Source organism: Kamptonema sp. UHCC 0994, assembly GCF_029167235.1.
Lineage (GTDB): Bacteria > Cyanobacteriota > Cyanobacteriia > Cyanobacteriales > Microcoleaceae > Kamptonema.
Map to the genome: position 1 here is coordinate 1 of NZ_JARFTR010000016.1, position 22,783 is coordinate 22,783.

The 22,783-nt window shown below is 42.9% G+C and carries 23 protein-coding genes; 15 read left to right on the plus strand and 8 right to left on the minus strand.

Features of this window, described 5'->3' with window-relative positions; genetic code table 11:
* The first annotated feature begins 231 nt into the window (after positions 1-231).
* Both PY364_RS01225 and PY364_RS01230 read left to right on the plus strand, forming a co-directional pair.
* Positions 232-864, plus strand: a complete 633-nt coding sequence (locus tag PY364_RS01225) for a thioredoxin family protein (protein ID WP_275519731.1) — start codon at positions 232-234, stop codon at positions 862-864.
* Between the two features lie 4 nt (positions 865-868).
* Complete coding sequence (locus tag PY364_RS01230) at positions 869-1,570, plus strand: cytochrome c biogenesis protein CcdA (protein ID WP_275519733.1); 702 nt, start codon at positions 869-871, stop codon at positions 1,568-1,570.
* Here the strand turns inward: PY364_RS01230 and PY364_RS01235 are convergent.
* A complete protein-coding gene (locus PY364_RS01235; protein ID WP_275519735.1) occupies positions 1,563-3,494 on the minus strand; it encodes a protein phosphatase 2C domain-containing protein in 1,932 nt (643 codons plus the stop codon). The two genes, PY364_RS01230 and PY364_RS01235, sit on opposite strands and share 8 nt — an antisense overlap.
* A gap of 245 nt (positions 3,495-3,739) precedes the next feature.
* On the opposite strand from PY364_RS01235, the gene PY364_RS01240 reads away from it, so the two are divergent.
* Together PY364_RS01240 and PY364_RS01245 are read left to right on the plus strand one after the other, a co-directional pair.
* Positions 3,740-4,171, plus strand: coding sequence for an NfeD family protein (locus PY364_RS01240; RefSeq protein ID WP_275519867.1), 432 nt, complete (start codon positions 3,740-3,742; stop codon positions 4,169-4,171).
* A 183-nt stretch (positions 4,172-4,354) separates the two neighbouring features.
* A complete protein-coding gene (locus PY364_RS01245; protein WP_275519737.1) occupies positions 4,355-5,332 on the plus strand; it encodes an SPFH domain-containing protein in 978 nt (325 codons plus the stop codon).
* Between the two features lie 146 nt (positions 5,333-5,478).
* Here the strand turns inward: PY364_RS01245 and PY364_RS01250 are convergent, their stop codons facing one another.
* The gene (locus PY364_RS01250; protein ID WP_275519739.1) at positions 5,479-6,000 is read right to left on the minus strand and encodes a tetratricopeptide repeat protein; all 522 of its coding nucleotides are present in this window, start codon (positions 5,998-6,000) and stop codon (positions 5,479-5,481) included.
* A 49-nt stretch (positions 6,001-6,049) separates the two neighbouring features.
* Positions 6,050-6,409, minus strand: a complete 360-nt coding sequence (locus tag PY364_RS01255; RefSeq protein ID WP_275519741.1) for a single-stranded DNA-binding protein — start codon at positions 6,407-6,409, stop codon at positions 6,050-6,052.
* 119 nt (positions 6,410-6,528) lie between these two features.
* Here PY364_RS01255 and PY364_RS01260 point away from each other — a divergent pair, with 119 nt between their 5' ends.
* From PY364_RS01260 to mreD, 5 genes are all read left to right on the plus strand, one after another.
* On the plus strand, positions 6,529-6,663 hold the full coding sequence (locus tag PY364_RS01260; RefSeq protein WP_275519743.1) for a hypothetical protein: 135 nt from the start codon (positions 6,529-6,531) through the stop codon (positions 6,661-6,663).
* A 127-nt stretch (positions 6,664-6,790) separates the two neighbouring features.
* Positions 6,791-7,084 carry a hypothetical protein gene (locus PY364_RS01265; protein WP_275519745.1) on the plus strand — a complete coding sequence of 98 codons (294 nt, stop codon included), beginning with the start codon at positions 6,791-6,793 and terminating at the stop codon, positions 7,082-7,084.
* A gap of 56 nt (positions 7,085-7,140) precedes the next feature.
* A complete protein-coding gene (locus tag PY364_RS01270; RefSeq protein ID WP_275519869.1) occupies positions 7,141-8,148 on the plus strand; it encodes a rod shape-determining protein in 1,008 nt (335 codons plus the stop codon).
* A gap of 97 nt (positions 8,149-8,245) precedes the next feature.
* Positions 8,246-9,088 carry a rod shape-determining protein MreC gene (mreC, locus tag PY364_RS01275; protein ID WP_275519747.1) on the plus strand — a complete coding sequence of 281 codons (843 nt, stop codon included), beginning with the start codon at positions 8,246-8,248 and terminating at the stop codon, positions 9,086-9,088.
* Positions 9,088-9,654 (plus strand): rod shape-determining protein MreD, encoded by a 567-nt coding sequence (gene mreD / locus PY364_RS01280; RefSeq protein WP_275519749.1) that lies wholly within the window; start codon positions 9,088-9,090, stop codon positions 9,652-9,654. Before mreC ends, mreD begins: the two co-directional genes overlap by 1 nt.
* Positions 9,655-9,921: 267 nt before the next feature.
* On the opposite strand, the gene PY364_RS01285 is transcribed toward mreD, so the two are convergent.
* The gene (locus PY364_RS01285; RefSeq protein ID WP_275519751.1) at positions 9,922-10,701 is read right to left on the minus strand and encodes an HAD family hydrolase; all 780 of its coding nucleotides are present in this window, start codon (positions 10,699-10,701) and stop codon (positions 9,922-9,924) included.
* A 145-nt stretch (positions 10,702-10,846) separates the two neighbouring features.
* On the opposite strand from PY364_RS01285, the gene argB reads away from it, so the two are divergent.
* Complete coding sequence (gene argB, locus PY364_RS01290; protein ID WP_275519753.1) at positions 10,847-11,743, plus strand: acetylglutamate kinase; 897 nt, start codon at positions 10,847-10,849, stop codon at positions 11,741-11,743.
* A gap of 60 nt (positions 11,744-11,803) precedes the next feature.
* On the opposite strand, the gene PY364_RS01295 is transcribed toward argB, so the two are convergent.
* From PY364_RS01295 to PY364_RS01310, 4 genes are all read right to left on the minus strand, one after another.
* On the minus strand, positions 11,804-12,397 hold the full coding sequence (locus PY364_RS01295) for a DUF948 domain-containing protein (protein WP_275519755.1): 594 nt from the start codon (positions 12,395-12,397) through the stop codon (positions 11,804-11,806).
* Positions 12,398-12,469: 72 nt separating this feature from the next.
* Positions 12,470-12,832, minus strand: coding sequence for a YtxH domain-containing protein (locus tag PY364_RS01300; RefSeq protein WP_275519757.1), 363 nt, complete (start codon positions 12,830-12,832; stop codon positions 12,470-12,472).
* Positions 12,833-13,009: 177 nt separating this feature from the next.
* Positions 13,010-13,315 carry a hypothetical protein gene (locus tag PY364_RS01305; protein WP_275519759.1) on the minus strand — a complete coding sequence of 102 codons (306 nt, stop codon included), beginning with the start codon at positions 13,313-13,315 and terminating at the stop codon, positions 13,010-13,012.
* Between the two features lie 238 nt (positions 13,316-13,553).
* Entirely contained in the window at positions 13,554-14,576 is a 1,023-nt protein-coding gene (locus tag PY364_RS01310) for an AEC family transporter (RefSeq protein ID WP_275519761.1), read from the minus strand.
* A gap of 121 nt (positions 14,577-14,697) precedes the next feature.
* On the opposite strand from PY364_RS01310, the gene PY364_RS01315 reads away from it, so the two are divergent.
* Genes PY364_RS01315 through PY364_RS01335 form a run of 5 tightly spaced genes read left to right on the plus strand, consistent with a single transcriptional unit; the run spans position 14,698 to position 22,769 of the window.
* Entirely contained in the window at positions 14,698-15,900 is a 1,203-nt protein-coding gene (locus PY364_RS01315; protein ID WP_275519763.1) for a Gfo/Idh/MocA family oxidoreductase, read from the plus strand.
* A gap of 48 nt (positions 15,901-15,948) precedes the next feature.
* Entirely contained in the window at positions 15,949-16,887 is a 939-nt protein-coding gene (locus PY364_RS01320) for a glycosyltransferase (RefSeq protein ID WP_275519765.1), read from the plus strand.
* A complete protein-coding gene (locus PY364_RS01325) occupies positions 16,880-18,289 on the plus strand; it encodes an ABC transporter substrate-binding protein (RefSeq protein ID WP_275519767.1) in 1,410 nt (469 codons plus the stop codon). The genes PY364_RS01320 and PY364_RS01325 overlap by 8 nt, the downstream gene beginning before the upstream one ends.
* Before the next feature lie 57 nt (positions 18,290-18,346).
* The gene (locus tag PY364_RS01330) at positions 18,347-21,370 is read left to right on the plus strand and encodes an ATP-binding protein (protein ID WP_275519769.1); all 3,024 of its coding nucleotides are present in this window, start codon (positions 18,347-18,349) and stop codon (positions 21,368-21,370) included.
* Positions 21,357-22,769: an adenylate/guanylate cyclase domain-containing protein gene (locus PY364_RS01335; protein WP_275519771.1), complete on the plus strand. Its 1,413-nt coding sequence runs from the start codon at positions 21,357-21,359 to the stop codon at positions 22,767-22,769. The genes PY364_RS01330 and PY364_RS01335 overlap by 14 nt, the downstream gene beginning before the upstream one ends.
* Positions 22,770-22,783 lie beyond the last annotated feature (14 nt).

The window sequence follows — 22,783 nt, forward strand, 5'->3', positions numbered from 1 at the left end:
ATACCGCCCAGAGGGCGGCGTTACGGATATTTGTCCTAACATTCTGGTCTGTTGCTATACTATGCAGACTGCTATTTGTAACTTACGATACAAACAGGCAACTCATTGGTAGGCTTTTACTTAATACGAGCCTGACTCTATTTTGGATTTAAAAATTTTCCTATTTGCAGAAAACATCCAATTTCCGGTCATATCCGTATCTAAAGTAAATTAAGGAAGGGAAATTACTTTATGAACAATCGCGGGCCAGGGCGACGTAAATTACTATGGTATTTAGGGCTAGGAGTTGGTGGAGCCGCTCTCAGTTTTACCCTCAAAAAAGAGATGATGTCAACTGCTACCCCAACATCTAGCTCTGAAGATATTCCCATGCCTACTCCTGCTAAAAGTGATATTTCCCTCACCACAGATCGAGCTATTACTTCACAGGTAGGACAGATATTACCAGAGTTTCAGGGTATTAGCCAATGGCTAAATTCTCCGCCGCTGAAAATATCCGATCTCAAAGGTAGCGTGGTGTTGGTACAATTTTGGACATTCGCCTGCATTAACTGCCAGCGTACTTTACCCTACATCACTCGTTGGCATCGCCAATATGCCGAGCGAGGATTAAAAATTATCGGCATACACACTCCCGAATTTCCCTTTGAGCGCGATGTAAATAATGTCAAAAAAGCTTTGAAAGAATATCAAATTACTTATCCGGTACCTCTGGATAACGAGTTTAAAACTTGGCTTGCCTACAAGAATGAATACTGGCCTCATTTATTTTTAGCAGATCGACAAGGCATTCGGCGCTATAATCATATTGGGGAAGGAGCTTATGACGAAACAGAACAGACAATTCGTAGGCTATTAGGATAGTTAAATGGCAACTTCACTCCCTTCGACTGGTGTAGCTTTGCTAGCAGGATTTGTAACTATTCTCTCGCCTTGTGTTTTGCCAATTTTACCTATATTATTAGGGCGAAGCCTTCAATCTCATCGCTATGGCCCCGTTGCTTTGGTATTAGGATTAATCTCTGGTTTTGCGGTAATTGGGAGCTTATTGGGAGTGACATCAAGCTGGTTTGTCAGCCTTGCTAGCATCCTCAGAAATGGAGCAATCGCATTTCTTTTGATTGCCGGAATAAGTACCATTTTTCCCCAGATTTACCAATTTTTGTTTAAATACTTACACTTTCAACGTTGGCTGAAAGAGCCTATACGGGTGGGGTTAATTGGTGAATTTTGGCTGGGAACTCAACTCGGCTTGCTTTGGACACCTTGCGCGGGGCCAGTTCTAGCCAGTATTCTAGTTATAGCTGTTGTTAATCCTCAGCCTACAACTACTTTCTTGTTATTAGTTTGGTACGGTTTGGGAGCCGGATTGCCGCTGCTAGGAATTGCTTATGGAGGGCGCTATTTCACCAAGCACTTATTACGTTTGCGACCCCATAGTGTAGTCTTACAAAAAATCGGTGGGATAATTATCGTAATCAGTGCGATCGCAATTATTTTGGGTTGGGATGTCAAGATACAGCTTTGGCTAGCTCCGTTTTTTCCCAATATCTCTCTCTTCACTACTTAGCTGGTGAGGAAGTATTCGGGAACAAGGGGATTTGCTCATTTTTTTGCTGTTGTTGGCGATTGTTATACCACACAGCCCCAACACCTCCTACTAAAAGCAACGCTAACAGCCCTAGGACAGGCACTAAAGCCTTAAAATTCTGCCGTTGGCGGGGGGATTTAGCTCCTACTGTTTCAGCGTACAGAAGTGCCTTAGAAGCTTCTGAAAGCTCAGATTCCAGAGTTCCTGTTGTATTGGGTAATTGAACTGGATTGAAGAATACCAACTTCTCTGGAGAAATCCGGCAATGAACGATTACCACCGATGTATTATCATGGCCGTTTTTCTCATTAGCTAGACGAATCCAAGACTGAATAGCAGACTGTAAAGAAATCTCGCCCTTCAACACCGCTGGTGCGTAATCTGCCCAAGATTTTTCTACCCAATCATTATCGCTAAGACCGTCAGAACATAGCAGCAACAAACCGTCTTCTTCAACTATAAACCGCTGAATTGAGGGATGTAGATATTCCCCTTCTCGCGTACCGATCGCTTGGGTAAGAGCTCCTGCATCCGATCGCAGTTGCGCCTCCCAATAGAGACAATGACCTAAGCGAACTTCCCTGCTAGCTACGTCATCATCTACAGTCAACTGACAGCAACCATATTCCGTCAGCCAATAGGCGCGACTGTCCCCAACATTGACTAAATAGAGTTCGTGAGAATTATTTAATTGCTCAACATCTGAAATTTTAACCTGTTGAGGTAACTGGAGAGCCATCACTAGGGTTGTCCCCATGCGTTCCCTCAATTCTCGGCCTTGCTCGTTATTTTGGGCAGCAATTACATTATTTACTACTCTAACGCTCTCTTCGAGTTGCCTGCTGACGACTTCTGGGGGAGTCAAATCGGGTTGTTGAGCTATTTCTACTAGGAGAGTTTGGATTAATGGTTTGAGGGACTCTACAGCCAGTTGACTTGCTACTTCTCCGCCTTCGTGGCCGCCAACTCCGTCGCAAACTATGGCTAGGTAAGGAATCTGGGGGTTACGATCTGGGGTTGGGATCTGGGATAAATCTGAATTTTTAGGGTAATAACTGTCTTCGTTGTGGTCGCGCTGAGGGCCTGTATCGGTAGCTCCAGCTATTTCTAAGTGTAGGGGTAATTGAGCGGCAACTTCGAGTAATAGCAAGTTGAGCTCTGGCGCGATCGCATCTACAGTTGTCCCACTACGACGCAAAAGCATACAAATTCCTTCCAGTCCTTGTTGTATCGATGGTTGTGCTGCTTCTACCCAAGGAGTCCAAATTTCTGCTAAATCGCGCAATGTTGGTTTAACTTTACCCCCTGGCAGTAGTTCCAACAACCGCACTCGCCAACCTTCAACTCGGATATTCTCGGCGGCCAATAAGCTAGAAGCTACTCCCTCTGCGGATAGTGGAGTCCATAGTTGCAGGATTTGCCACAGCCAATAAACTTGGCGGACTGGTGGTGCTCCTAGCCAAGCTTCTACAATAGAAGGATAGAGGCGACCGATCGCATCTACTGGTGCATTTTCTAACAACAACACCTCTGGTGCTTCCTCAGATTCTCCTAATTGACAAAAACCATAGACCTCTGGAACGTGAAGCCTGTGGGGGTATAAATGGAGGTAAGGAAGGAGCGCATCAGGCAATTGTTCGGGGGCGCTAGGGGGTTCTCCGGGTCTAGTATCGAGCCAAACTTGAGGCTCGATCGCAAAGTAGCGATCGCCGATTTCGCTACCCTGTGGTATCTGTTCTGCTTCTGGGCCAAGCGCCCACAGATACCTATAGATCAGATGGGTTTGGCAAGCTTCGCATTCCCGGCGACCCAAGGAATTGCTAGGGTTGGGACAGGCTAAGTTGGGGCAGTAAATTTTTGGGGAGGAAAGGCTAATCATGTCAAAAATTTTGTCTAAAAACATTATAAAGTTATCTGCTTGAGAGAGCTAAATTACTGGATCTGAGAATAAACTGATTTTAGCCCCTATATAATTTCTCAACTGTCTCGTCTACCTTAAAATTTCAGTTTTAGCCGTGCGGCATTGAGCTGACTGTAATTTAAGTTAATTAATCTCCAATACTTTTTATAACTGCGATCGCGACAATGAACACCATCAGCTTATTGGCTGGGGTTGCCAATATCTCCACCCCGCAACCGATTTTATCTATATTCTCATCTCCCACTGAGCTCTGGTTGCTGGCGGGAACAGTGCTTTGCTTGGCGGAGCTATTTCTACCTACTGCTTTTGTAGCATTTATGATGGGACTGAGTGCTTTTGCAGTGGCTGTTGTGTCTTTAGTTTTACCTAATGTTAATTTGCAGGTGTTACTGTGGATGGTTTTCTCAGCATTTTTTGTGCTGGGGTCTCGCCGCTTAATCCCGAAGCAGAACTCTAAAGTGCTCGAAGATGGTAAGGAGGCCCAAACTTTGACGGAAATTCCGGCGGGAGGTACGGGACGAGTCATTTATGAGGGTAACTCTTGGCGAGCTCGCTGTGCAGATCATGCTGTGGCGATCGCGCCGTCTCAGAATGTAATTGTAGTAGGGCGAGAAGGTACTACCTTGATTGTGATGCCAGAATACCTGCTGCATTCTTGAAGAAGGGGCTAGGGGCTAGGGGCTAGGGGCTAGGGAAGAGGGGGCTAGGGGCTACGATGCTCAGGGCTAGGGAAGAAGGGGAAGAGGGGGAAGAAGGGAAGAAGGGAATAGAATCAGCGGGTTTGATGGAAACCAGAATGTCCTAACCACTTGGTGGTTACTATATATTTAGGAGAAATTGAAATGGAAGGATTTTTTTTACTGGTATTTCTAGCGTTAGGCGGTTCTGCGATCGCGGGTTCTGTGAAAATTGTCAATCAAGGGAACGAAGCTTTAGTCGAAACCTTGGGCAAATATAGCGGCAAAAAATTGGAACCTGGTCTTAATTTTGTCATGCCTTTTCTAGATCGCGTTGTCTACGAACAAACTATTCGCGAAAAGGTCTTAGACATTCCTCCTCAAGCTTGTATTACCCGCGATAACGTTTCTTTTACTGTAGATGCGGTGGTCTACTGGCGGATTATGGACATGGAAAAAGCCTACTATAAAGTAGAAAATCTTCAGTCAGCAATGGTAAATATGGTGCTGACGCAACTTCGCTCGGAAATGGGTCAACTGGATCTAGAACAAACTTTTACTGCCCGTTCTCAAATTAATGAAATTTTACTCCGAGATTTAGACATTGCTACCGATCCTTGGGGAGTGAAGGTGACGCGGGTAGAATTGCGCGATATTATTCCTTCTCAAACAGTCCAAGAATCAATGGAGTTGCAAATGGCCGCCGACAGGCGCAAACGCGCAGCAATTCTCACCTCTGAAGGCGAACGCGATTCGGCTGTTAATAGCGCTCAAGGTAAAGCAGAAGCTCAAGTTTTGGACGCACAAGCGCGTCAGAAATCAACTATTTTGGAGGCGGAGGCCCAGCAAAAGGCGATCGTTCTTAAAGCTCAGGCGGAACGTCAAAGTCAGGTTCTTAAGGCTCAGGCTACTGCTGAAGCGTTACAAATTATTGGCAAAACTTTGGAAAATGACCCGAATGCTCGCGAAGCACTTCAGTTTTTACTGGCTCAAAACTATTTGGATATGGGCTTGAAAATTGGTAGTAGTGATAGCAGTAAGGTGATGTTTATGGACCCGCGTAGTATACCGGCTACTTTGGAGGGGATGCGATCGATTGTTGGTAATGAAGTGAAAAATTCTGATTTGAAGAAGTTGTCTTAGTGTTCTCAAACCCTGGAAGGGCTAAGCATTCGGGTACAAAATGCTGGTTTTTAGCAGAAGTTTATCGCCCAAATGCTTCGCCCCTACATCAATTTGATAGTTTGAAAACACTCCCTAGTCCCTTTCTTCCCAATTGTCTTAAAATCCTAACTAAAAAAAATCAAACTCGCGATCGCCACACCCACCCCAATCAAACCCACCCAAATAAACCGATTATCCCTCGTATTTACCTTACTCAAATCTACTGGCTCCGCGATCGCCAGCTTAGGCTTAGACTGATTCACCGCCCCTCCAGCGCCACCCTTCAAAGCACTAGAAGGATTATCACCCAAAGCCCCCAAATCTGGAATTTCCACCAACCATTCAGGGCGCTTGCTCAACTTAGGCGCTTCCAAAATATAGAGCAAACCACGAGCTTGTTCGCGAGTATCTATACTAGGATGGCGGACAAGTTTCTTACAAAGCGCGATCGCCTCCTGAGTTTGTCCCGCCGCATCTAAGGCCGTCACCAGCCACATCTGCACCTCACCCCCCAAACGGGAACCACGATCTACCAAAGCACTAGCCGCCTCAAAATGGCGCACCGCATCCCCGTACTGGCCCCGCTCAAAAACCGCCTTACCAGTTGCGTACTCAGACTTAACTACTTCTAACCGATCGGAACTCACAATCGCTAATCTCAAAATTCAAAATTCACCGACCCAAAATTCCACGAGCCTATAACTCATCGTAATTTTGCGACATACCGGATTCATTATCCCGTTTCGATCCCAATAAATCCAGTCGATCCACTATAATCACTGGCTTAGAACGATTTACACGCGTATTGCGATCTTGCCAGCGATCAAACTTCAAGGAACCCTTAACCCCAATCAAGCTACCCTTGCGAACATAAGTAGCAGCAATTTCAGCAGTTTTTCCCCAAAGTTCTAAGTTAAACCAATCTGGCTGCTCAGCGTTCTTCGTCATCCGATCAACCGCCAGAGTTAAGCTGCACTTAACACTACCCGACTCAAAATACTTTACATCAGGGTCGCCGCCCACGCGGCCCACAAGAGTGACAACATTGAGACTCATAAATTCAATTCCGACTTTGATAATGAAACAGCATCCACAATAGATAAATAGTTCTTTAACCAGACAGCCAAGGTCTGGGCTTTATCCTGATTTCGTCCCCTCTTTCGACAATATAGATTATGGATTCTAGGGGAACGTCGGCTCAACTAATGAGCCATTCTGAAAGATTTTACCGCGCCGCGATCGCCCCAACTGGGGTTGAGATCGGCACTGTGAAGGAGAATCGCAGTGAAATTAACATCGATCTGCTATAATCCCTTTGTCAGTACAAGACATTAAAACCTGCCCCCTTTTAGGGTTGAGAGTTTCAATAGACTCAGGATCAAAAACGTAATAGAATCCACCTTGGTTACACTTTAGTTACATTATAGGTTGCGGATTTTGAGAAATCAAGTATCTAACTTAACATTAGTACGGATGCTCAAAATAATCGATCGCAACCAATGCTCAAGTTCTGAAACGATTAAATCGTCAGTAAAAGACGCTAAAACCTACCCCCAGACTGGAGGAAAGTCACGACCGAGGAGCTTGCTGCAAGGCAAGGATAGCAGACCGCCATTTTCGGCAAAAGGATTGCGCCCGGAAACCCTAGCAATAGGGATATTAAGGCTGGAAAGTCTTAAGAATCCCCGCGTCTTCAGACCGGGGAGTGTCAATGCACACACTAGCATTTAAGTTTAGGGGCGTACAAACCAGTGGGTTTTCTCAGTCGCTTTTCCTTATCCCGTGATATGGGTATCGACCTCGGTACTGCAAACACACTCGTGTACGTATCCGGCAAAGGTATCGTTCTTCAAGAACCATCTGTAGTTGCCATCGACCAAGATTTGAAAATCCCGCTCGCAGTCGGAGAAGAGGCAAAAAAAATGCTAGGGCGTACCCCTGGCAACGTCATCGCTGTACGGCCACTTCGGGATGGCGTAATTGCCGACTTCGACACAGCAGAGCTGATGCTCAAACACTTCATCCGGCGGGTTCACGAAGGCAGAACCCTAGTTGCACCCCGGATAGTAATCGGCATTCCTTCTGGCGTTACCGGAGTTGAACGCCGGGCAGTCATGGAAGCCGCCTCTCAAGCGGGAGCCAGAGATGTCCGGTTAATTGATGAGCCAATTGCCGCTGCGATCGGAGCTGGATTGCCAGTTTCTGAGCCGACTGGCAACATGATTATAGACATCGGTGGGGGTACAACGGAAGTCGCTGTACTCAGCTTACAGGGTACGGTGTTGAGCGAGTCAGTACGGGTGGCCGGTGACGAACTCAATGATGCCATTATCCAGTACATGAAAAAAGTTCATAACTTAGTAATTGGAGAACGTACCGCTGAAGACATCAAGATTCAAATTGGTTCCGCCTATCCAACTTTAGAAAACGACGATATCACAATGGAAGTACGCGGTTTGCACCTGCTCTCAGGCCTGCCGCGAACGATTACGATTAAAGGGCCAGAAGTCCGAGAAAGTATGTCGGAACCGCTTTCAGTAATTGTCGAAGCTGTCAAGAGAACTCTAGAGCGCACTCCTCCAGAACTCGCAGCAGATATTATTGACAGGGGAATCATGCTAGCTGGAGGTGGAGCCTTAATGAAGGGTTTAGATACTCTCATTAGCCATGAAACCGGCATCGTTACTCACGTCGCCGCTGACCCTCTATCCTGCGTGGTTTTGGGAACTGGTCGAGTGTTGGAGAACTTCAAACAATTAGAACGGGTGTTCAGTGGGCGATCGCGAAACCTCTAAGAAGTCTATCTTGGATTTTGGATTTTGGATTTTGGATTCAATCTAAAATCTAAAATCGCTACCTCAATCTAAAATCTAAAATCTAAAGTCTGAAATTATGCTAAAAAACACACTGCGTCGATGGTGGGATCTGCGATTACAAATTGCAATCCTGGGCATAGCTCTAAGTGGAGCGTGGTTAATTCGAGAAACTCAAGGTCAAGCACTATTTGAGGTCTATGGTTGGGTTTCTCGCCCCTTCCAAGTAAATGCCTCCGAACAAGAGCAAATGCTCAATGCCCGCACTAAAGAACTCCAAGACCGTTTAACAGAATTACAAACCCAAAATCAAAAGCTAAAACAGCTTTTAGGTTATGTTTCTACCCAGAAAAATAAAGGAATTGTAGCTCCGATTATCGGTCGAAGTGCAGACCATTGGTGGCAGCAAGTAACTTTGGGCCGAGGTAGTAAAGATGGCATTCGCAAGGGCTTTATTGTGATGGGCCCCGGCGGTGTGGTAGGAAGAATTATTAATGTCACTCCTAACACAAGTGTTGTGGTTCTGATTAGCGATCCCACTAGCCGAGTTGGTGTCGCCATTAGCCGCAGTCGCCACATGGGTTTCCTGCGGGGAAAAGGAGAAAAAGCGAAAAATCGCGCGGTGATGGAGTTTTTTGATAATGTTCCGAATGTTAAGCCAGGAGATATAGTCTCTACTTCATCTTTTAGCCAGTTGTATCCCCCTGGGTTGCCAGTAGGCAGGGTGGAGTCTCTGGATATGAATAAAAGTCCTGCCCCTGAAGCTATAATCGAATTCTCGGCATCGATAAATTCTCTGGAGTGGGTGGTAGTCTATGCCCACCAGGAGCCATCGGAGCTCACTCTTCCTCAAAATTTGCCCTCAAAGACAAATTCTCTTCAAGATCACTTTTCTAAAGAGGAAGGAGGCGAAGAGAAGTGATGAGTTATTTATCTCGGATATCTCTGGGTTCTCGCCATTTTCTTAACTGGGGTGTAACTATTGCTTCTGTAATCCTCTGCATTTTGATTTTGCCTACTCGGCTCCCCGGGATGGAACTTTTGGGAATAGGCCCTAACTGGCCGTTAATTTGGGTAGTGGCTTGGAGTATTAGGCGTAAGCGGACGTTGATGGAAGCTATTATTGGCAGTATGGCTTTGGGGTTCCTTCAAGATGCAATGACTGCTCCTCACCCAACTCATGCGGTGAGTTTAGTTGTGGTAGGAGTTCTAACTATTGTGTTGCAGAAAATGCGCTCTATTCCACCAGAAATTATTGAGAAAGACCCCATTCCTATAGCTTTAATTGTCTTTGGAATGGCGATGGTGGCGGAGACGGTGATGGCTCTTCAGTTTAGTTGGATTGGGGAAAAAAGCAGTTTGGGAGACATTTGGAGTTACCATCAGCGAGTAGCTTTATGTTCTGCTATTCTTAGTAGTCTTTGGGCTCCGGTGCTCTATTTTCCTCTGAATCGATTATGGGATATGACAAGTAGTTTGGAATCTTAAACTGTTGATGGTTAACGGTTAACGGTTAACGGTTAACTGGTAATTGGTAATTGGTAATTGGTAATTGGTAATTGGTAATTGGTAATTGCTACATAGTTATTATTACGATCGATTGCTTCTGTATAGTCATTGCGAACGTAGTGAAGCAACCTCAAAAAGCCTTTGCGATTGCTTCACTGCGTTCGCAATGACAAAATATATAATTCGTGTAGAACGCGATTCGATATTACAATTAACAATTAACAATTAACAGTTAACAGTTAACCGTTAACAGTTAACTGTTAACAAGTGATGAGCAGTGCAAACTAGATCGCTGAGGATACGGGTTGGTTGAAATGCGTCTAGTTGGGTAGTGCTACGAATACCGCAGGTAACAGCAATTGTGGGAATACCTAAAGCTTGACCGGCGATGATGTCTGCTTCCGTATCTCCAATCATCCAAGCAGAGTCTATTGATGAATCTAGTTCTTCTACAACTTCATCTAAAAGTTGGGTTTTCAAGTTAGCATAATTGTTATAAGCAGCATCCGTCACCTGAGTGCCACGAATGCAGGTAAAGAGTCTAGCTAAGCCGTAATTTTGTAAGAGTTGAGTGGCTTGACTTTGGGAACGTAATGTGACTAAGACTAGGCGCACGCCGCGAGAGTGGAGAAGTGCGATCGCCCATTGTACTCCTGGCTGAAGCCGATCTAAGTGTAAAAGCTCAGGTTGATTGACGAGCTCCATTACTCGCTGCCGAAACTCATCAATTTGCGAATCTTGCAATCCTGAACTCTTGGCAATTTCAGCGTCGGGTACTCGCTCTCGCTTCATTTCCCAAAACTCTTGTTTGCTAAGTAGTGTGATGTTTAAACCGACTCCTTGAGCTTGATAAGCTGCCTGAGTATCTGCTAAGGCAAGTTTATAGGTAGTGTAGTAGCGATCGGATACGTCAACGATGGGGCCGTCCAAATCGCAAAATACGGTCATCTTGGGGGAAAATGAGTCACTGTCTGGATCGGAGTAAAACTTGGCTGGGGGTGAGTCTGAGACCGCACTGATTGTCATAAAACGTTAACTAAAATCTACAAATACAATACAGTTCTTTACTTTACCAAGGAATCCATAAGTTGTAGCTAGATTTTTGCTAAGAATTTGATTAGAAAAAACTATATTATCTTTAAATAATTGTTAAAGCGTAATTCTACTACCCATGCTCAAACAAAGCGATTTTCCCAGGAAGTCTGAAACCAATAGGGCTGAGGTACTCTCAGAAGCATTACCCTACATTCAAGAGTTTGCAGGACGCACCATTGTTGTTAAATACGGTGGTGCAGCAATGAAAGACAGCAACCTTAAAGATAAGGTGATGCGGGACATTGTGCTGCTTTCCTGTGTGGGAGCACGTCCCGTTGTTGTTCACGGCGGCGGCCCAGAAATTAACACTTGGCTGGCTAAGTTGGGGATCGAACCACAATTTAAGAATGGTCTGAGGGTGACAGATGCCGCGACGATGGATGTTGTGGAGATGGTATTGGTAGGAAGGGTAAATAAAGAGATTGTTTCCCTGATTAACCAAGCGGGAGGCCGCGCAGTAGGACTATGCGGCCAAGATGCTAATTTGATCCGAGCTCGTCCCCAAGGTGAAGAAGGTATTGGCTTTGTTGGGGAAGTTAGCAGTGTAAAAATCAATCTTTTGGAGTCTTTAGTTAATGGGGGCTACATTCCGGTTGTGTCGAGCGTGGCGGCGGATGAAACGGGACAAGCTTACAATATCAATGCTGACACGGTTGCGGGTGAAATTGCAGCAGCGTTGGGAGCAGAAAAGTTGATTTTGCTAACTGATACGGCTGGGATTTTGGAGGATTATCACAATCCAGATACTTTGATTGCTAAGCTTGATATTCAAGAAGCTAGGGGGCTGATGCAGTCTGGTATTGTCTCTGGTGGGATGATTCCTAAAGTCAATTGTTGCGTTCGTAGTTTGGCGCAAGGTGTCCGCGCCGCGCATATTATTGATGGTCGGATTCCTCATGCCCTGCTGCAAGAGATATTCACAGATGCAGGGATTGGTTCTATGATCGTTGCTTCGGAATTTAGGAATAGGTAATAGGTAATTGGCAATAGGTAATTGGTAATTGGTAATTGGTAATTGGTAATTGGTAATTGGCTAATTGTCTAATTGCTCTAATTCTTCGGGATTAGGTTGTAGGTGAGAAGCTTCTCTAGGGCGTGGTCGAGGCAGTTCGCCCTTGGTTTCACGGCTGCTGTAAGTGTTTGAGGTTTCCCGGCCGGAGGTATATTCTTCTGAGTAGGTGTCATCTAGAGTTGAATTGCCTAGGGAGATGGGATTTCTTTGGCTGGGGGAGAGGCGTTCTAATCGGCGATCGCTAGTTGCTGGCTTGCGAGTTAAAGTTTTCCAAGCAACTTTGAACCCAGTAAAGACATTGCGAGTTGTAATTTGTACTTTTTGGGCTTGCTTTTTGGCGCTGCCAATAGTTTGATCGACTTGCTTGACTACTTCCCCTGCACTTTGAACGCCTTCGCTAACGTCCTCTGTGAGTTCGCTGATTTCCATACCAGTCAAGCGGATGGCTTCTAAGGTGGGGGGAAATTCGCGAGAGAGGGTATCGGCTAATTTTTCCACGCTGCGGGCTGCCCGCGCTAGTGCTTGTACGGCGGGCAATAGAGCTATTAAGACAGCAGTAAGGCTGACTGCAACTAAGAAAATGGACAGTGCTAGCCAAAACACGGGGTCAGTCACGGGAGCTCGCCTACAGGAAAAGAATAGGGGGAATGTTCAGGTGGGGATGGTTGAGAGTGAAGGATGGGGCTGTTAGAGGAAGCGTTTTGTGGGATCGCGGGGGGGAAGGCGAGATTCGCGGTTGTTGTCTGCTTCTAATTGGGAGAGGGTTTGGCGATCGCCACGAGAGGCTTCAATACCGGCGGCGATCGCTTCTTTGAGTCTTGCTAAGGTTTCTTCCCAGTTTCGCAGTGCGGATTCTGAGAGACGATCGGCTTGGAGTTGGACGCTGGTAGATAAATCTTCTGCTAACTCCGGGAGTGCATCGGCAGATTTTTTCAATAGTTGGCGTGTTTCTTTGCCCGATCGCGGAGCGATGAGTAAACCGATGGCGGTACCGATGGCTGAGCCAGCTAGCAGCCCACCTACAAATAATCCAGAACGTTTATTTGACATTTCTATAATTCTTACTCATATATCAATTTTAGGGGGCAAAGCCAATTCACAACTACTTATGGGAGAAAAAATATGTCCTAGGTGCTATTTCTTAAGATGTGGTAAACTTTGCCACTGGCTCTGTTGGTGGGGCTTGGGTGAATATCTTAGCGCGATTTACTTGCTTTGTGATACAACTTACCTGAAACGCACAGATCGTCGCCGCCAAAGTGTGATTCCTAAAGTGAGTAATCCTAAAACTTGCTGGAGTTGTTGGACTTGCGATTCTAGTTGCCGGTACTGCTGTCGCAGTTTATGAGTTCTGTTCTCTCTTTTGGCTAGGAAGTTGGGTGCTTGGCTGAGGAAGTTGTGGGCGTTGTTCTCCATTGCGGTGAGTATCCTTTCGACGCGATCGAGCAGTTGTTTTACTTGCCACGCTTTCCAAGCGATGTAAAAGCAAAGGAGGGATATTAGTAGGTTGATAATTAAAACAGCCGTTAGCATTGCGTTCCTGTGGTAATTAACCTTTTTTTTAGTTTATACCAATACTTCTAAAGCAACCGCTTTCGTAGGTTAGGGGCTAGGGACTACGATGCTCAGGACTAGGGAAAGAAGGGGAAGAAGGAAATAGAATCAGGGAGTTTCAGGAACTCAGAACGTCCTAACCGACGAAAGCGGTTGCTATAGTTTAGCACTTGCCTCACTCAATTTTATTGACTTTTTCCCTTTTCCTTCGGGGTATTTAAAAGCCAAATAGCCATAACCATAGAGGGATTGTAAATAGCACAGCGCCACAACCAATTGCCACAGTAGTTACTGCCAAATCTCGGTCTAAACCATATTTTTCGGCAAACAAAGTAGTGATAAAAGCTGGAGGCATACCCATCAGCAAAACTAACAATAGTCTTGGGGGGCCGGTGATGCCAAAAAACATTAAACCAGTACCAACAACTAAGGGAGTTAATAACATCTTAATCGCCAGACAAGTCAATCCCTGTTTGAGATTATGAAAGGAAGAAAGTTTGCTTAATTGTATGCCAATCATAATTAAGAATAAGGTGATTACTGTCCAAGCTCCTGTCTGTAATATCTTGTCTGCTTGTGGAGGTAATGGCAAAATTCTTACTATTAAACCAATTGCAAAAGCCCATAATGCCGGATTTTTTAACACGGTCAAAACAGGGCCTTTCCAACCTTTAATTTTGGGTGCAGTGCCGTAATAAGCTGCTAGGGCTACTCCAAATACGTGGATACCCAAAGTGATACTTAAGTCGTAAAATAATGCCCAAGCAAAGTAGTCCGATCCAACTAATGATAAAATAATAGGAAATCCCAAAAAACCAGTATTTCCTACCATCATTGCGAATAAAAAGCTGCCTTGAGTTGGTTTGCTCCAAGCACTTTTTCTGGCTGGACGATCTTCCTCAAGTGTGGAGATGCTATCAATATTTTTGGGATTTGTTAGACCGCGAGAAATAGCTTTAAGGCGTTCGTCACTAACTCCTAAATCAATCCAGATCCAAGCTAATCCTGCACCTACAAACAAAGCAGTCCATGCTGTCAAGGGAGAAATTATTAGGTATCCAGAGAGGTTGGCACGGCGCATGAAAGCAATAATACTAAATGGTGCGCCGCAGAAAAATAGAAATTTTCCTAAGCCGGTGGAGGCTCCTTTGGGTAGGTATCGACCGAGGATAAATCCTGTCAATACCCATCCAATTAAAGTGGCATATAGTTTTACTAGGGGATTGTCTAAACCGATCATTGCTGATTAGATATTGAGGAATTGGGATAAGACTATATACTAATAAAACTATCAATTTCCTGAATATTGATGTAATATTAATGGTATTGTATAGTAAAGCAGTAAGGTAGGTGCTACTCCTATGAACACTGAGCCGAAAAAGATAAATCTGTTGATAATTGGTACTGGTATGTATGTTTGTGGCCGCAGTACCAAGGGTTATGGAACTGTATTACCAGCGGTGATGCAGCAATATCAGGCGGGGACGATCGATCGGGTATTGATTGCTAGTAAGTCGGCTGAGTCTTTTGCTATTTTTAATGCTAAGCTTGATGCTCTTCAGGAGTTAATGGGGATAGAGATGCCTTGTGTACGTTACCCAATGGGGAATTGTACGGATGGTAATGCTTATCAAGAGGCGATCGCGAATTTGCCAGATCCCGGTGCGGTAATAATTACTACACCCGATCCTTTGCATACTGAGATGGCTTTGGCTGCGATCGCGAGTGGTAAGCACGTACTGGTGGTTAAGCCTCTATCACCAACTGTAGCCGATGCAGAGCAAATGATCCATGCTGCGGAAAATGCGGGAGTTTACGGCGCTGTCGAATTTCATAAGCGCTGGGATTTAGCTAATTTGAAACTTCGCCAAGCGATCGCGGATGGTTCTATTGGCGATCCGCTGTACTTTCATGTAGAATTTAGTCAGCGTAAAATTATTCCTAGCGAAACTTTTTCCGCTTGGGTAGCTGATACTAACATTTTTCAGTATTTAGGCGTGCATTACGCCGATTTGATTTATTTTGTGACTCAAGCTTTGCCATGCCGAATTATTGCGACTGGTCAAAAAAAATGGCTGTCGCAACGCGGTATTTCCGGGTATGATGCTATTCAGGTGTTAATTGAATGGTCAAAGGGTTTTACATCTACGATTTTGACTAATTGGATCGATCCTAACTGCAATGGTGCGATGTCTCAACAAAAAATTGAGGCGATCGGTACCGCAGGGAGGTTTGAGAGCGACCAAACAAAACGGGGTGTTCAGAGTATAACTGACTTAGGAGGCATAGAAGATATTAATCCATACTTCTGTCAGCCTTACATGAGTATCGATAACAAGTATACTGAATATCGAGGGTATGGTATTGAAAGCATCACTCAATTTATTAAGGATGTCGCATCGATTGTAGAAGGGAATAGTTCGCCTGCTGATTTTGAAGGGCGGCGGCCGACATTTCGAGATGCTTTGGTGTCAACGGCATTAGTCGAGGGTGCTAGATTAAGTCTGGATAATGACAGTCAATGGGTGTATTTTACTGAAAAACTAAAGCCATATTTGAAATAAGTATGGGTGTTTTTTTCTGATTTTAAGCCTCGACATCAACAGCAAATTATGGCAAAGCTTGTATCAATTATTATTCCTTGCTTTAACGCTGAAACATGGGTTGGCGAAGCCATAGAAAGCTGTTTTAAACAGTCTTATACCCCGATTGATGTGATTGTAATTGATGATGGTTCTACGGATGGAAGCTTAGAGATAATAAAAAATTATGATGGAAGATTAATTTGGGAAACGGGGCCAAATAGAGGCGGAAACTATGCCAGAAATAGAGGGTTTGAATTAGCGAAGGGTGAATACATTCAATATCTTGATGCTGATGACTATTTACTTCCCGATAAAATTGAAAGGCAAGTTAATTTTTTAGACGGAATGGGTGCAGATATTGTTTACGGTGATGTGAATTATCAGTATCATTTACCTGATGGAGAAATTCTACAGGAAGCTGTCAATATTGTCGGAATTTCTGGCAATTGTAAAGATGTGTTAGAATCTTTGTTGGCTTATGGCTGCTTACCTCCGATTGCCTACCTTTTCAAAAAAAGTGCCGTTATTAATAGCATTAGATGGGATGAAACCTTAAAATGCGGACAAGATCGAGACTTTTTAATTTCTTTACTTATAAAAGGAGCAAAAATTGTCTATCAACCAGGCAGTTATTCAATATATCGTAAATATGGCAATGTGACAGTTTCTACATCTAATAAAGCGCTGTTAGTAGAAAGTTTTTGTATGATTTTGGCAAAAGCAGAGACTCAACTAACTCAGGCGGGAAAACTTGAAGCTAAGTATCAAAAAGCCATAGCTCAAGCATATTACTCAATGAGTAGAAAATACAGTCAAGATATTAATTTTTTGTGCTATTGCCGATTGATAAGCCAGTACATTTTAATGTCAACTAAACTTTTATTGGCAGAAACTAAAATGGCTATTAGCAAGTCTAAATTTAAAATAAATATTTTCTCTAATGAGGTTGAAGAAGACAATGCGTAAGCGTACAGTTACATTAATATTACTATTTTTCTTATTTTTTGGGTTAGCTACTTGTAGCAATAATGCTCCGACAAATCTCACCGGAAATTCACTACCACCACAGAATCAAAATTTCCGAATTTGGTGGTCACAAGGATTTTTACCAGAAGAGAATGAGGTGGTAGCTAGGCTAATATCTCAATGGGAAAAAGAAAGCGGAAAAAAAGCTGAATTAAGATTAATACCACTCAATAGCATTGATGCTGAGACACAAAAAGCACTCAAGGATGGCAATCCTCCTGATGTGCTTTACAGCGCGACTGCGGAAACAAATTTGATTCCTAGTTTGGCGTGGCAAAATCAATTAGCTGATGTCTCTGACTTGATTAATTCCTTTAAAGATTTGTACAATCCTACAGTTCTAGAAGCGGTGTACTTTCAGAATAATATAGCTAAAAAGCGCGCTTACTATTCAGTGCCGATAGGACAGCAAGCCACGCATATTTTGTACTGGCGAAATATCCTGCAAGAAGCTGGTTTAAACGAGCAAGAAATTCCGACTAACTGGGATGACTTCTGGAAATTTTGGAAACAAGCTCAGGATATTTTGCGCCAAAATGGTAAGTCAGATATCTATGGCTTGGGTTTAACTATGTCAGCTTTGGGTACTGATACTTTTTTGATTTTTCAACAATTTTTGGAAGCTTATAATGTAAAAATTGTAGATAAAGATGGTAATTTGTCGCTAAAAAATCCTGCAAATCGCGAGGGGATAATTAAAGCATTAACACAGTACACTAACTTTTACAAAGATGGCTATGTGCCTCCTGATTCTGTAGAATGGAAAGACTCTGGCAATAATGTCAGTTTTCTGGAAAGCCAATCGCTAATGACTGCTAATGGTACGCTGTCAATTCCTTTAACTCAGAAGTTAGAACAGAATCAATATAATAAACTTTCTACGGATCTTTATCTTAATAAGATGGTGACGAGAGGTTGGCCAGAAAAGCCGGGTGGAGGGGAAATTACTTCTATATTAGGTGTCAAGCAGATAGTTATATTTGAAGCTTCTCAACATAAAGAAGAAGCTAAGAGTTTTCTTTCCTCTTTGCTGAAACCGGAAAACTTAAATCAGTTTCTCAAAGAGGGTGGAAAGGGGCGAATAATTCCAGTAATGCCGAAACTTTTACAGGATTCCTATTGGAATAATCCCACAGATCCGCACATATCTGTAGCAATTAAGCAACTTAATGGCTTAACTCGCCCTAGCTATGAAGTATTTAATCCTGCTTATAGTCAGGTACTTGCTCAGAATATTTGGTCTAAGGCTATTCTGAATATAATTAAGGATGGACTATCACCTGAGAAAGCTGCGGAGGAAACAATAGCGAAGATTGAACAGATTTTTGCTCAATGGAAATGAAGTTAGAGTTAGAATGTTAACAGTTAACTATTAACATTATTTATTAAGAGGTAAGCAATGAAGTTCTGGAAAAGCAGCCTATTAAATCAACTTGTTAGCTATTTTTCGCTCTTGTCAGTGGTGACGGTGAGTATTGTGGCTTTGGCTGCTTATACTCGCGCTAAAGATTCTTTACAGCAATCCGTTCAAGATCGTCTAACGGTGGCGACTTCCCTTAAGGAATTTCAACTTAACCAATGGGTTGAAACTCAACGAAAGGATGTGCTTTTAATGAGCCAGTTGCCGGAAATACAACAACAAATAGCAGTTTTGCTAACTGTAGATAACTCAAATCCAGAGTATAAAATAGCTGTTGAACGCCTCACAAAATATTTTTCAGATATAATTGCTGTTAAACCAAGTTTACAAAGTGTTCTCATTACCACCAATGGGGGATTTGTAATATTTGTTTATGGAGAAAGTACAAATATTAAAGGTAAATTTAGACCTTTAGGAGATCCGACGACTTATTTTACTCGTGAAGGTTTTAATGCAGTTGTTCCAAATTTTTACACATCAAATGGAAAATCTGCGATTACTTTTGCCACGCCAGTTTTAGATCAAAACCGTGTCAAGATGGGTGCGATCGCAGTCAATTTGGATCTTAAAGGTGTAGATGATTTAATCCGAGAAAAGACTGGTTTGGGCAAAAGTGGTGAGACATATTTGGTAGGAAAAAGTGGTAATAAAAATGTGTTTATTTCAGTAGATGGAAATAAGCCCCAATTTGCACAAGGGATTCAAAGTGTAGGAATTGATGCCGCGATCGCGAAAAATAGCGGTCAAGGTATTTATGTAAATTATAATGGAGTTCCGGTCATTGGTAGCTATCGTTGGCTGACTAATCAAAACCTCGCATTATTGGCAGAAATGAGCCAAGCAGAAGCCTTTGAACCTGCGAATAGATTATCGAGGGATATTTTATTAATTGGGTTAAGTTCCGCTGGTGTTTTATTAGTAGCAGTTTATCTAATGTCGCGTCGAATTACTCAGCCAATTCTAGCCATTGCTGAAACTGCAAGAGAGGTGGCAGATGGTAATTTGAACTCTGCTGCACCCGTGCTCACCGAAGATGAAATTGGGATTTTGGCACAAGCTTTTAATCAGATGATTGGACAAGTAAAAAGCTCGAATCAGGCACTTTCAAATTACAGTCAAACTCTTGAACAGCGGGTGACAGCAGCTACGGCAGAACTTCAAGATACTCTCTCGTATCTCGCCTCAATTATCGACACAATTGCTGACGGCTTATTAGTAACAAATGTTAATGGCAGAATCACTAGATTTAATCCAGCTCTTAGCAATATGTTCTGTCTGGAAAACATCGATTTAATAGGTAAATTTACGGAGGAAGTGTTCGGAAGTGAAGTATCTGAATTGATAGATAATACTAAGCGACCTCCTCACGAAATTTCTACTGTAGAATTAGCAATGCCAGGTGGCAGATTTGCTAAGGGTTCAGGAGTTGCCATTCTTAAAAAAGCTGCATTAGATAGCGAAGTTCCCACTTATATAGGTTCCGTCATTTTGATTCGAGATATTACTGCGGAAAAAGAAGTCGATCAGATGAAGACAGATTTTATTTCTACTGTTTCTCACGAACTGCGAACCCCACTCACTTCTGTCCTTGGTTTTGCCAAACTTATCCAGAAAAAATTAGAGGAAAATGTCTTCCCTATCGTAGTGACAGAGGATAAAAAAGTACAACGAGCTGTGAAACAAGTTGGAGATAATCTTCAGATTATTATTACTGAAGGCAAACGGCTGACCGATTTGATCAATGACCTTTTAGATGTTGCCAAAATGGAGGCTGGTAAGATAGATTGGAAGATGGAACCCATGAGAGTTGATGATTTGATTGACAGGGCAATTGCTGCAACTTCTGCTTTATTTGAAAATAAAGGGCTAGAATCTATTAAAGATATAGAGGAAAATCTACCTGAGTTTGTGGGAGATAAGGATAAATTGATTCAAGTTATGATTAATTTAATTTCTAATTCTATCAAGTTTACTGACAAAGGTTCTGTCACTTGTAAAGCTAGTAAGATAGCTGATGAAATTAAGATTAGTGTTATTGATACAGGTATGGGAATTGCGGAATCTGACCAACCAAAGGTATTTGAAAAATTCAAGCAAGTGGGAGATACTTTGACAGATAAACCAAAAGGTACAGGTTTAGGACTGCCGATTTGTAAACAAATTGTCGAACATCACGGCGGTAAAATTTGGGTAGAAAGTGAATTAGGTAAGGGTAGTAGCTTCTCATTTACACTGCCATTGAAAGTAGCTGAAACAACAGAAATAGAGATTAAGAAATTGGACATGAATACCTTTCTCAAGCAGTTAAGAGATCATGTTTCTAACGCTACACTTGGTGAGAAACAGCAGAAAACTATTCTAGTAGTTGACGACGATGAGAACATTCGTAAACTATTAAGACAGCAATTGGAGGCTGAAGGTTATGCTGTCAAAGAAGCTCAAGATGGTAAGAATGCCCTAGTTACAGCGAAACAAGAACTCCCAGACTTGATTATTCTAGATGTGATGATGCCAGAAATGAATGGTTTTGATGTGGCAGCAATTCTCAGAAACGATCCTATGACTATGGGTATTCCAATTGTGATTAATTCGGGAGTAGAAGATAAAGAAAGAGGCTATCGTATTGGTGTCGATCGCTATTTTATTAAGTCAAGCGACTCCGAACCAATGCTTCAAGAAATCGGCTGGTTACTATCTCAAGGATCGTCCAAAAAGAAAGTTTTGATTGTGGATGAGAATGTGTCAGAAGCTAGAACTTTAGCAGAGGTACTGAAAGCCAGAGGATACAGCGTGACAGAAGCTCTCACAGGTGAAGAATTCAGGAAAAAGGCGATGTCTGTGAAACCAGATTTAATTATTGCAGATGCTGATGTTTGGCAGAAATCCGAGATTTTGCAAGCTCTGCGATTTGAAAAAGATTTAGAAAATACTTTCTTCCTGATGTTAGGAGAAAATAAACGAGATACTATACATATAGATTCTAAAAAAAATGAGCCAAATTAGTCTTAAACGCCTGGTTTCTCAAAAAGAAGCATTGTATCTCATTCATACTCTGCTCAGTGTTATAGATACGCGAATCAGCATTCAGACTGTTGATGGTAAATTATTAATGGGTGATTCTAGTCAGAGTCAATCTCAATATCCTGTGGAAGTGGATGGAGAGATAATTGGATGGGTTATGGGAGATCCGAAAGCTGCTGCGATCGCTTCTTTACTAACCTATTTAGCAGCTCAAGAATTGGAAAAAAAGACTTTAGCAAAAGAAGTCTTGGATAAATATCGAGAAATTAATCTTTTTTACTCTCTTTCTGAGAAGTTGACAGCTTGTTTAGATGTCCAAGAAATTGCTAAATTGGTAATTGTTGAAGCTAAAAAACTCATTCAGGCAACAAACGTTTCTGTAATGTTACTAGATCCTCAGAGCCAAAAGCTGGAGATCGCTGTCGCTGATGGCAAAGAGTGCGAAGCTAAAACCCCTCTTGCTCCTGGGATTGGGATCGCTGGCAACGTATTTTTAAATAATAAAGCTGAAATAGTTAATAATGTGTTGAACGATACTCGGTTTGTCTCTGGGGAAAATTCTATTACTTGTTTGATATGCGCTCCGCTTAAAACTCAGAATGGTTGCATCGGCGTGATTAATATTAGCAACGAAGCACCTGTAAATTACAAAGCCCAAGATTTGAAATTTGCTACGAGTCTGGCTTCGATAGCGGCAGCGGCGATTGAAAATGCTATGCTTCATAAAAATAAGCTACAAGAAGAACGGATTAAAAGTCAACTAGAACGCTACATTCCGCCACAACTGGTAAATGCGATCATTACAGCAAAAGAAGGTGATATTTCTTTGGCTCCTACTAAGAAAAACATTGCTATTTTATTTTCAGATATTAGAAGTTTTACTACTAAATGCGAGGAGTTACCTCCTGAAACGATTGTGGGATACTTGAACGAGTATTTTACCCACATGGTAGATGTGATTTTCAGTTACGAAGGGACTGTGAATAAGTTTGTGGGGGATATGATTGTAGCAATGTTCGGGGCACCGGCTAAACTAATAGATAATGAAAAGCAGGCGATCGCGGCGGCAATTGGAATGCAATTGCGGCTGAGAACTATTCCTGTTACCTGGATTAAAGAAAATTTTCTCACAGGTATTGGTATTAGTTCTGGAGAGGTTGTCATCGGTAACATTGGCTCGCCACAGCACCTTGACTATACTGCGATCGGCGATGAGGTTAATTTGGCATCGCGGCTGCAAGGTATCGCTCAAGGGGGGCAAATCCTCGTCAGCAGCAGCGTGTATGAAGCGACGAAGGAATTTTTTACCTATCGGGAAGTTGGCAACGTCACCGTTAAAGGAAAACGCAAAAGTGTAGACGTTTTTGAGGTAATATATTAGGGAAATGGTTAGTG

Excerpts from the sequence above, each read along its gene's own strand:
- PY364_RS01225 (WP_275519731.1), top strand. The coding sequence starts at position 232 with ATGAACAATCGCGGGCCAGGGCGACGTAAATTACTATGGTATTTAGGG.
- PY364_RS01230 (WP_275519733.1), top strand. The coding sequence starts at position 869 with ATGGCAACTTCACTCCCTTCGACTGGTGTAGCTTTGCTAGCAGGATTT.
- PY364_RS01235 (WP_275519735.1), bottom strand. The coding sequence starts at position 3,494 with ATGTTTTTAGACAAAATTTTTGACATGATTAGCCTTTCCTCCCCAAAA.
- PY364_RS01245 (WP_275519737.1), top strand. The coding sequence starts at position 4,355 with ATGGAAGGATTTTTTTTACTGGTATTTCTAGCGTTAGGCGGTTCTGCG.
- PY364_RS01255 (WP_275519741.1), bottom strand. The coding sequence starts at position 6,409 with ATGAGTCTCAATGTTGTCACTCTTGTGGGCCGCGTGGGCGGCGACCCT.
- PY364_RS01260 (WP_275519743.1), top strand. The coding sequence starts at position 6,529 with ATGGATTCTAGGGGAACGTCGGCTCAACTAATGAGCCATTCTGAAAGA.
- PY364_RS01270 (WP_275519869.1), top strand. The coding sequence starts at position 7,141 with ATGGGTATCGACCTCGGTACTGCAAACACACTCGTGTACGTATCCGGC.
- mreC (WP_275519747.1), top strand. The coding sequence starts at position 8,246 with ATGCTAAAAAACACACTGCGTCGATGGTGGGATCTGCGATTACAAATT.
- mreD (WP_275519749.1), top strand. The coding sequence starts at position 9,088 with ATGAGTTATTTATCTCGGATATCTCTGGGTTCTCGCCATTTTCTTAAC.
- PY364_RS01285 (WP_275519751.1), bottom strand. The coding sequence starts at position 10,701 with ATGACAATCAGTGCGGTCTCAGACTCACCCCCAGCCAAGTTTTACTCC.
- argB (WP_275519753.1), top strand. The coding sequence starts at position 10,847 with ATGCTCAAACAAAGCGATTTTCCCAGGAAGTCTGAAACCAATAGGGCT.
- PY364_RS01300 (WP_275519757.1), bottom strand. The coding sequence starts at position 12,832 with ATGTCAAATAAACGTTCTGGATTATTTGTAGGTGGGCTGCTAGCTGGC.
- PY364_RS01305 (WP_275519759.1), bottom strand. The coding sequence starts at position 13,315 with ATGCTAACGGCTGTTTTAATTATCAACCTACTAATATCCCTCCTTTGC.
- PY364_RS01310 (WP_275519761.1), bottom strand. The coding sequence starts at position 14,576 with ATGATCGGTTTAGACAATCCCCTAGTAAAACTATATGCCACTTTAATT.
- PY364_RS01315 (WP_275519763.1), top strand. The coding sequence starts at position 14,698 with ATGAACACTGAGCCGAAAAAGATAAATCTGTTGATAATTGGTACTGGT.
- PY364_RS01320 (WP_275519765.1), top strand. The coding sequence starts at position 15,949 with ATGGCAAAGCTTGTATCAATTATTATTCCTTGCTTTAACGCTGAAACA.
- PY364_RS01325 (WP_275519767.1), top strand. The coding sequence starts at position 16,880 with ATGCGTAAGCGTACAGTTACATTAATATTACTATTTTTCTTATTTTTT.
- PY364_RS01330 (WP_275519769.1), top strand. The coding sequence starts at position 18,347 with ATGAAGTTCTGGAAAAGCAGCCTATTAAATCAACTTGTTAGCTATTTT.
- PY364_RS01335 (WP_275519771.1), top strand. The coding sequence starts at position 21,357 with ATGAGCCAAATTAGTCTTAAACGCCTGGTTTCTCAAAAAGAAGCATTG.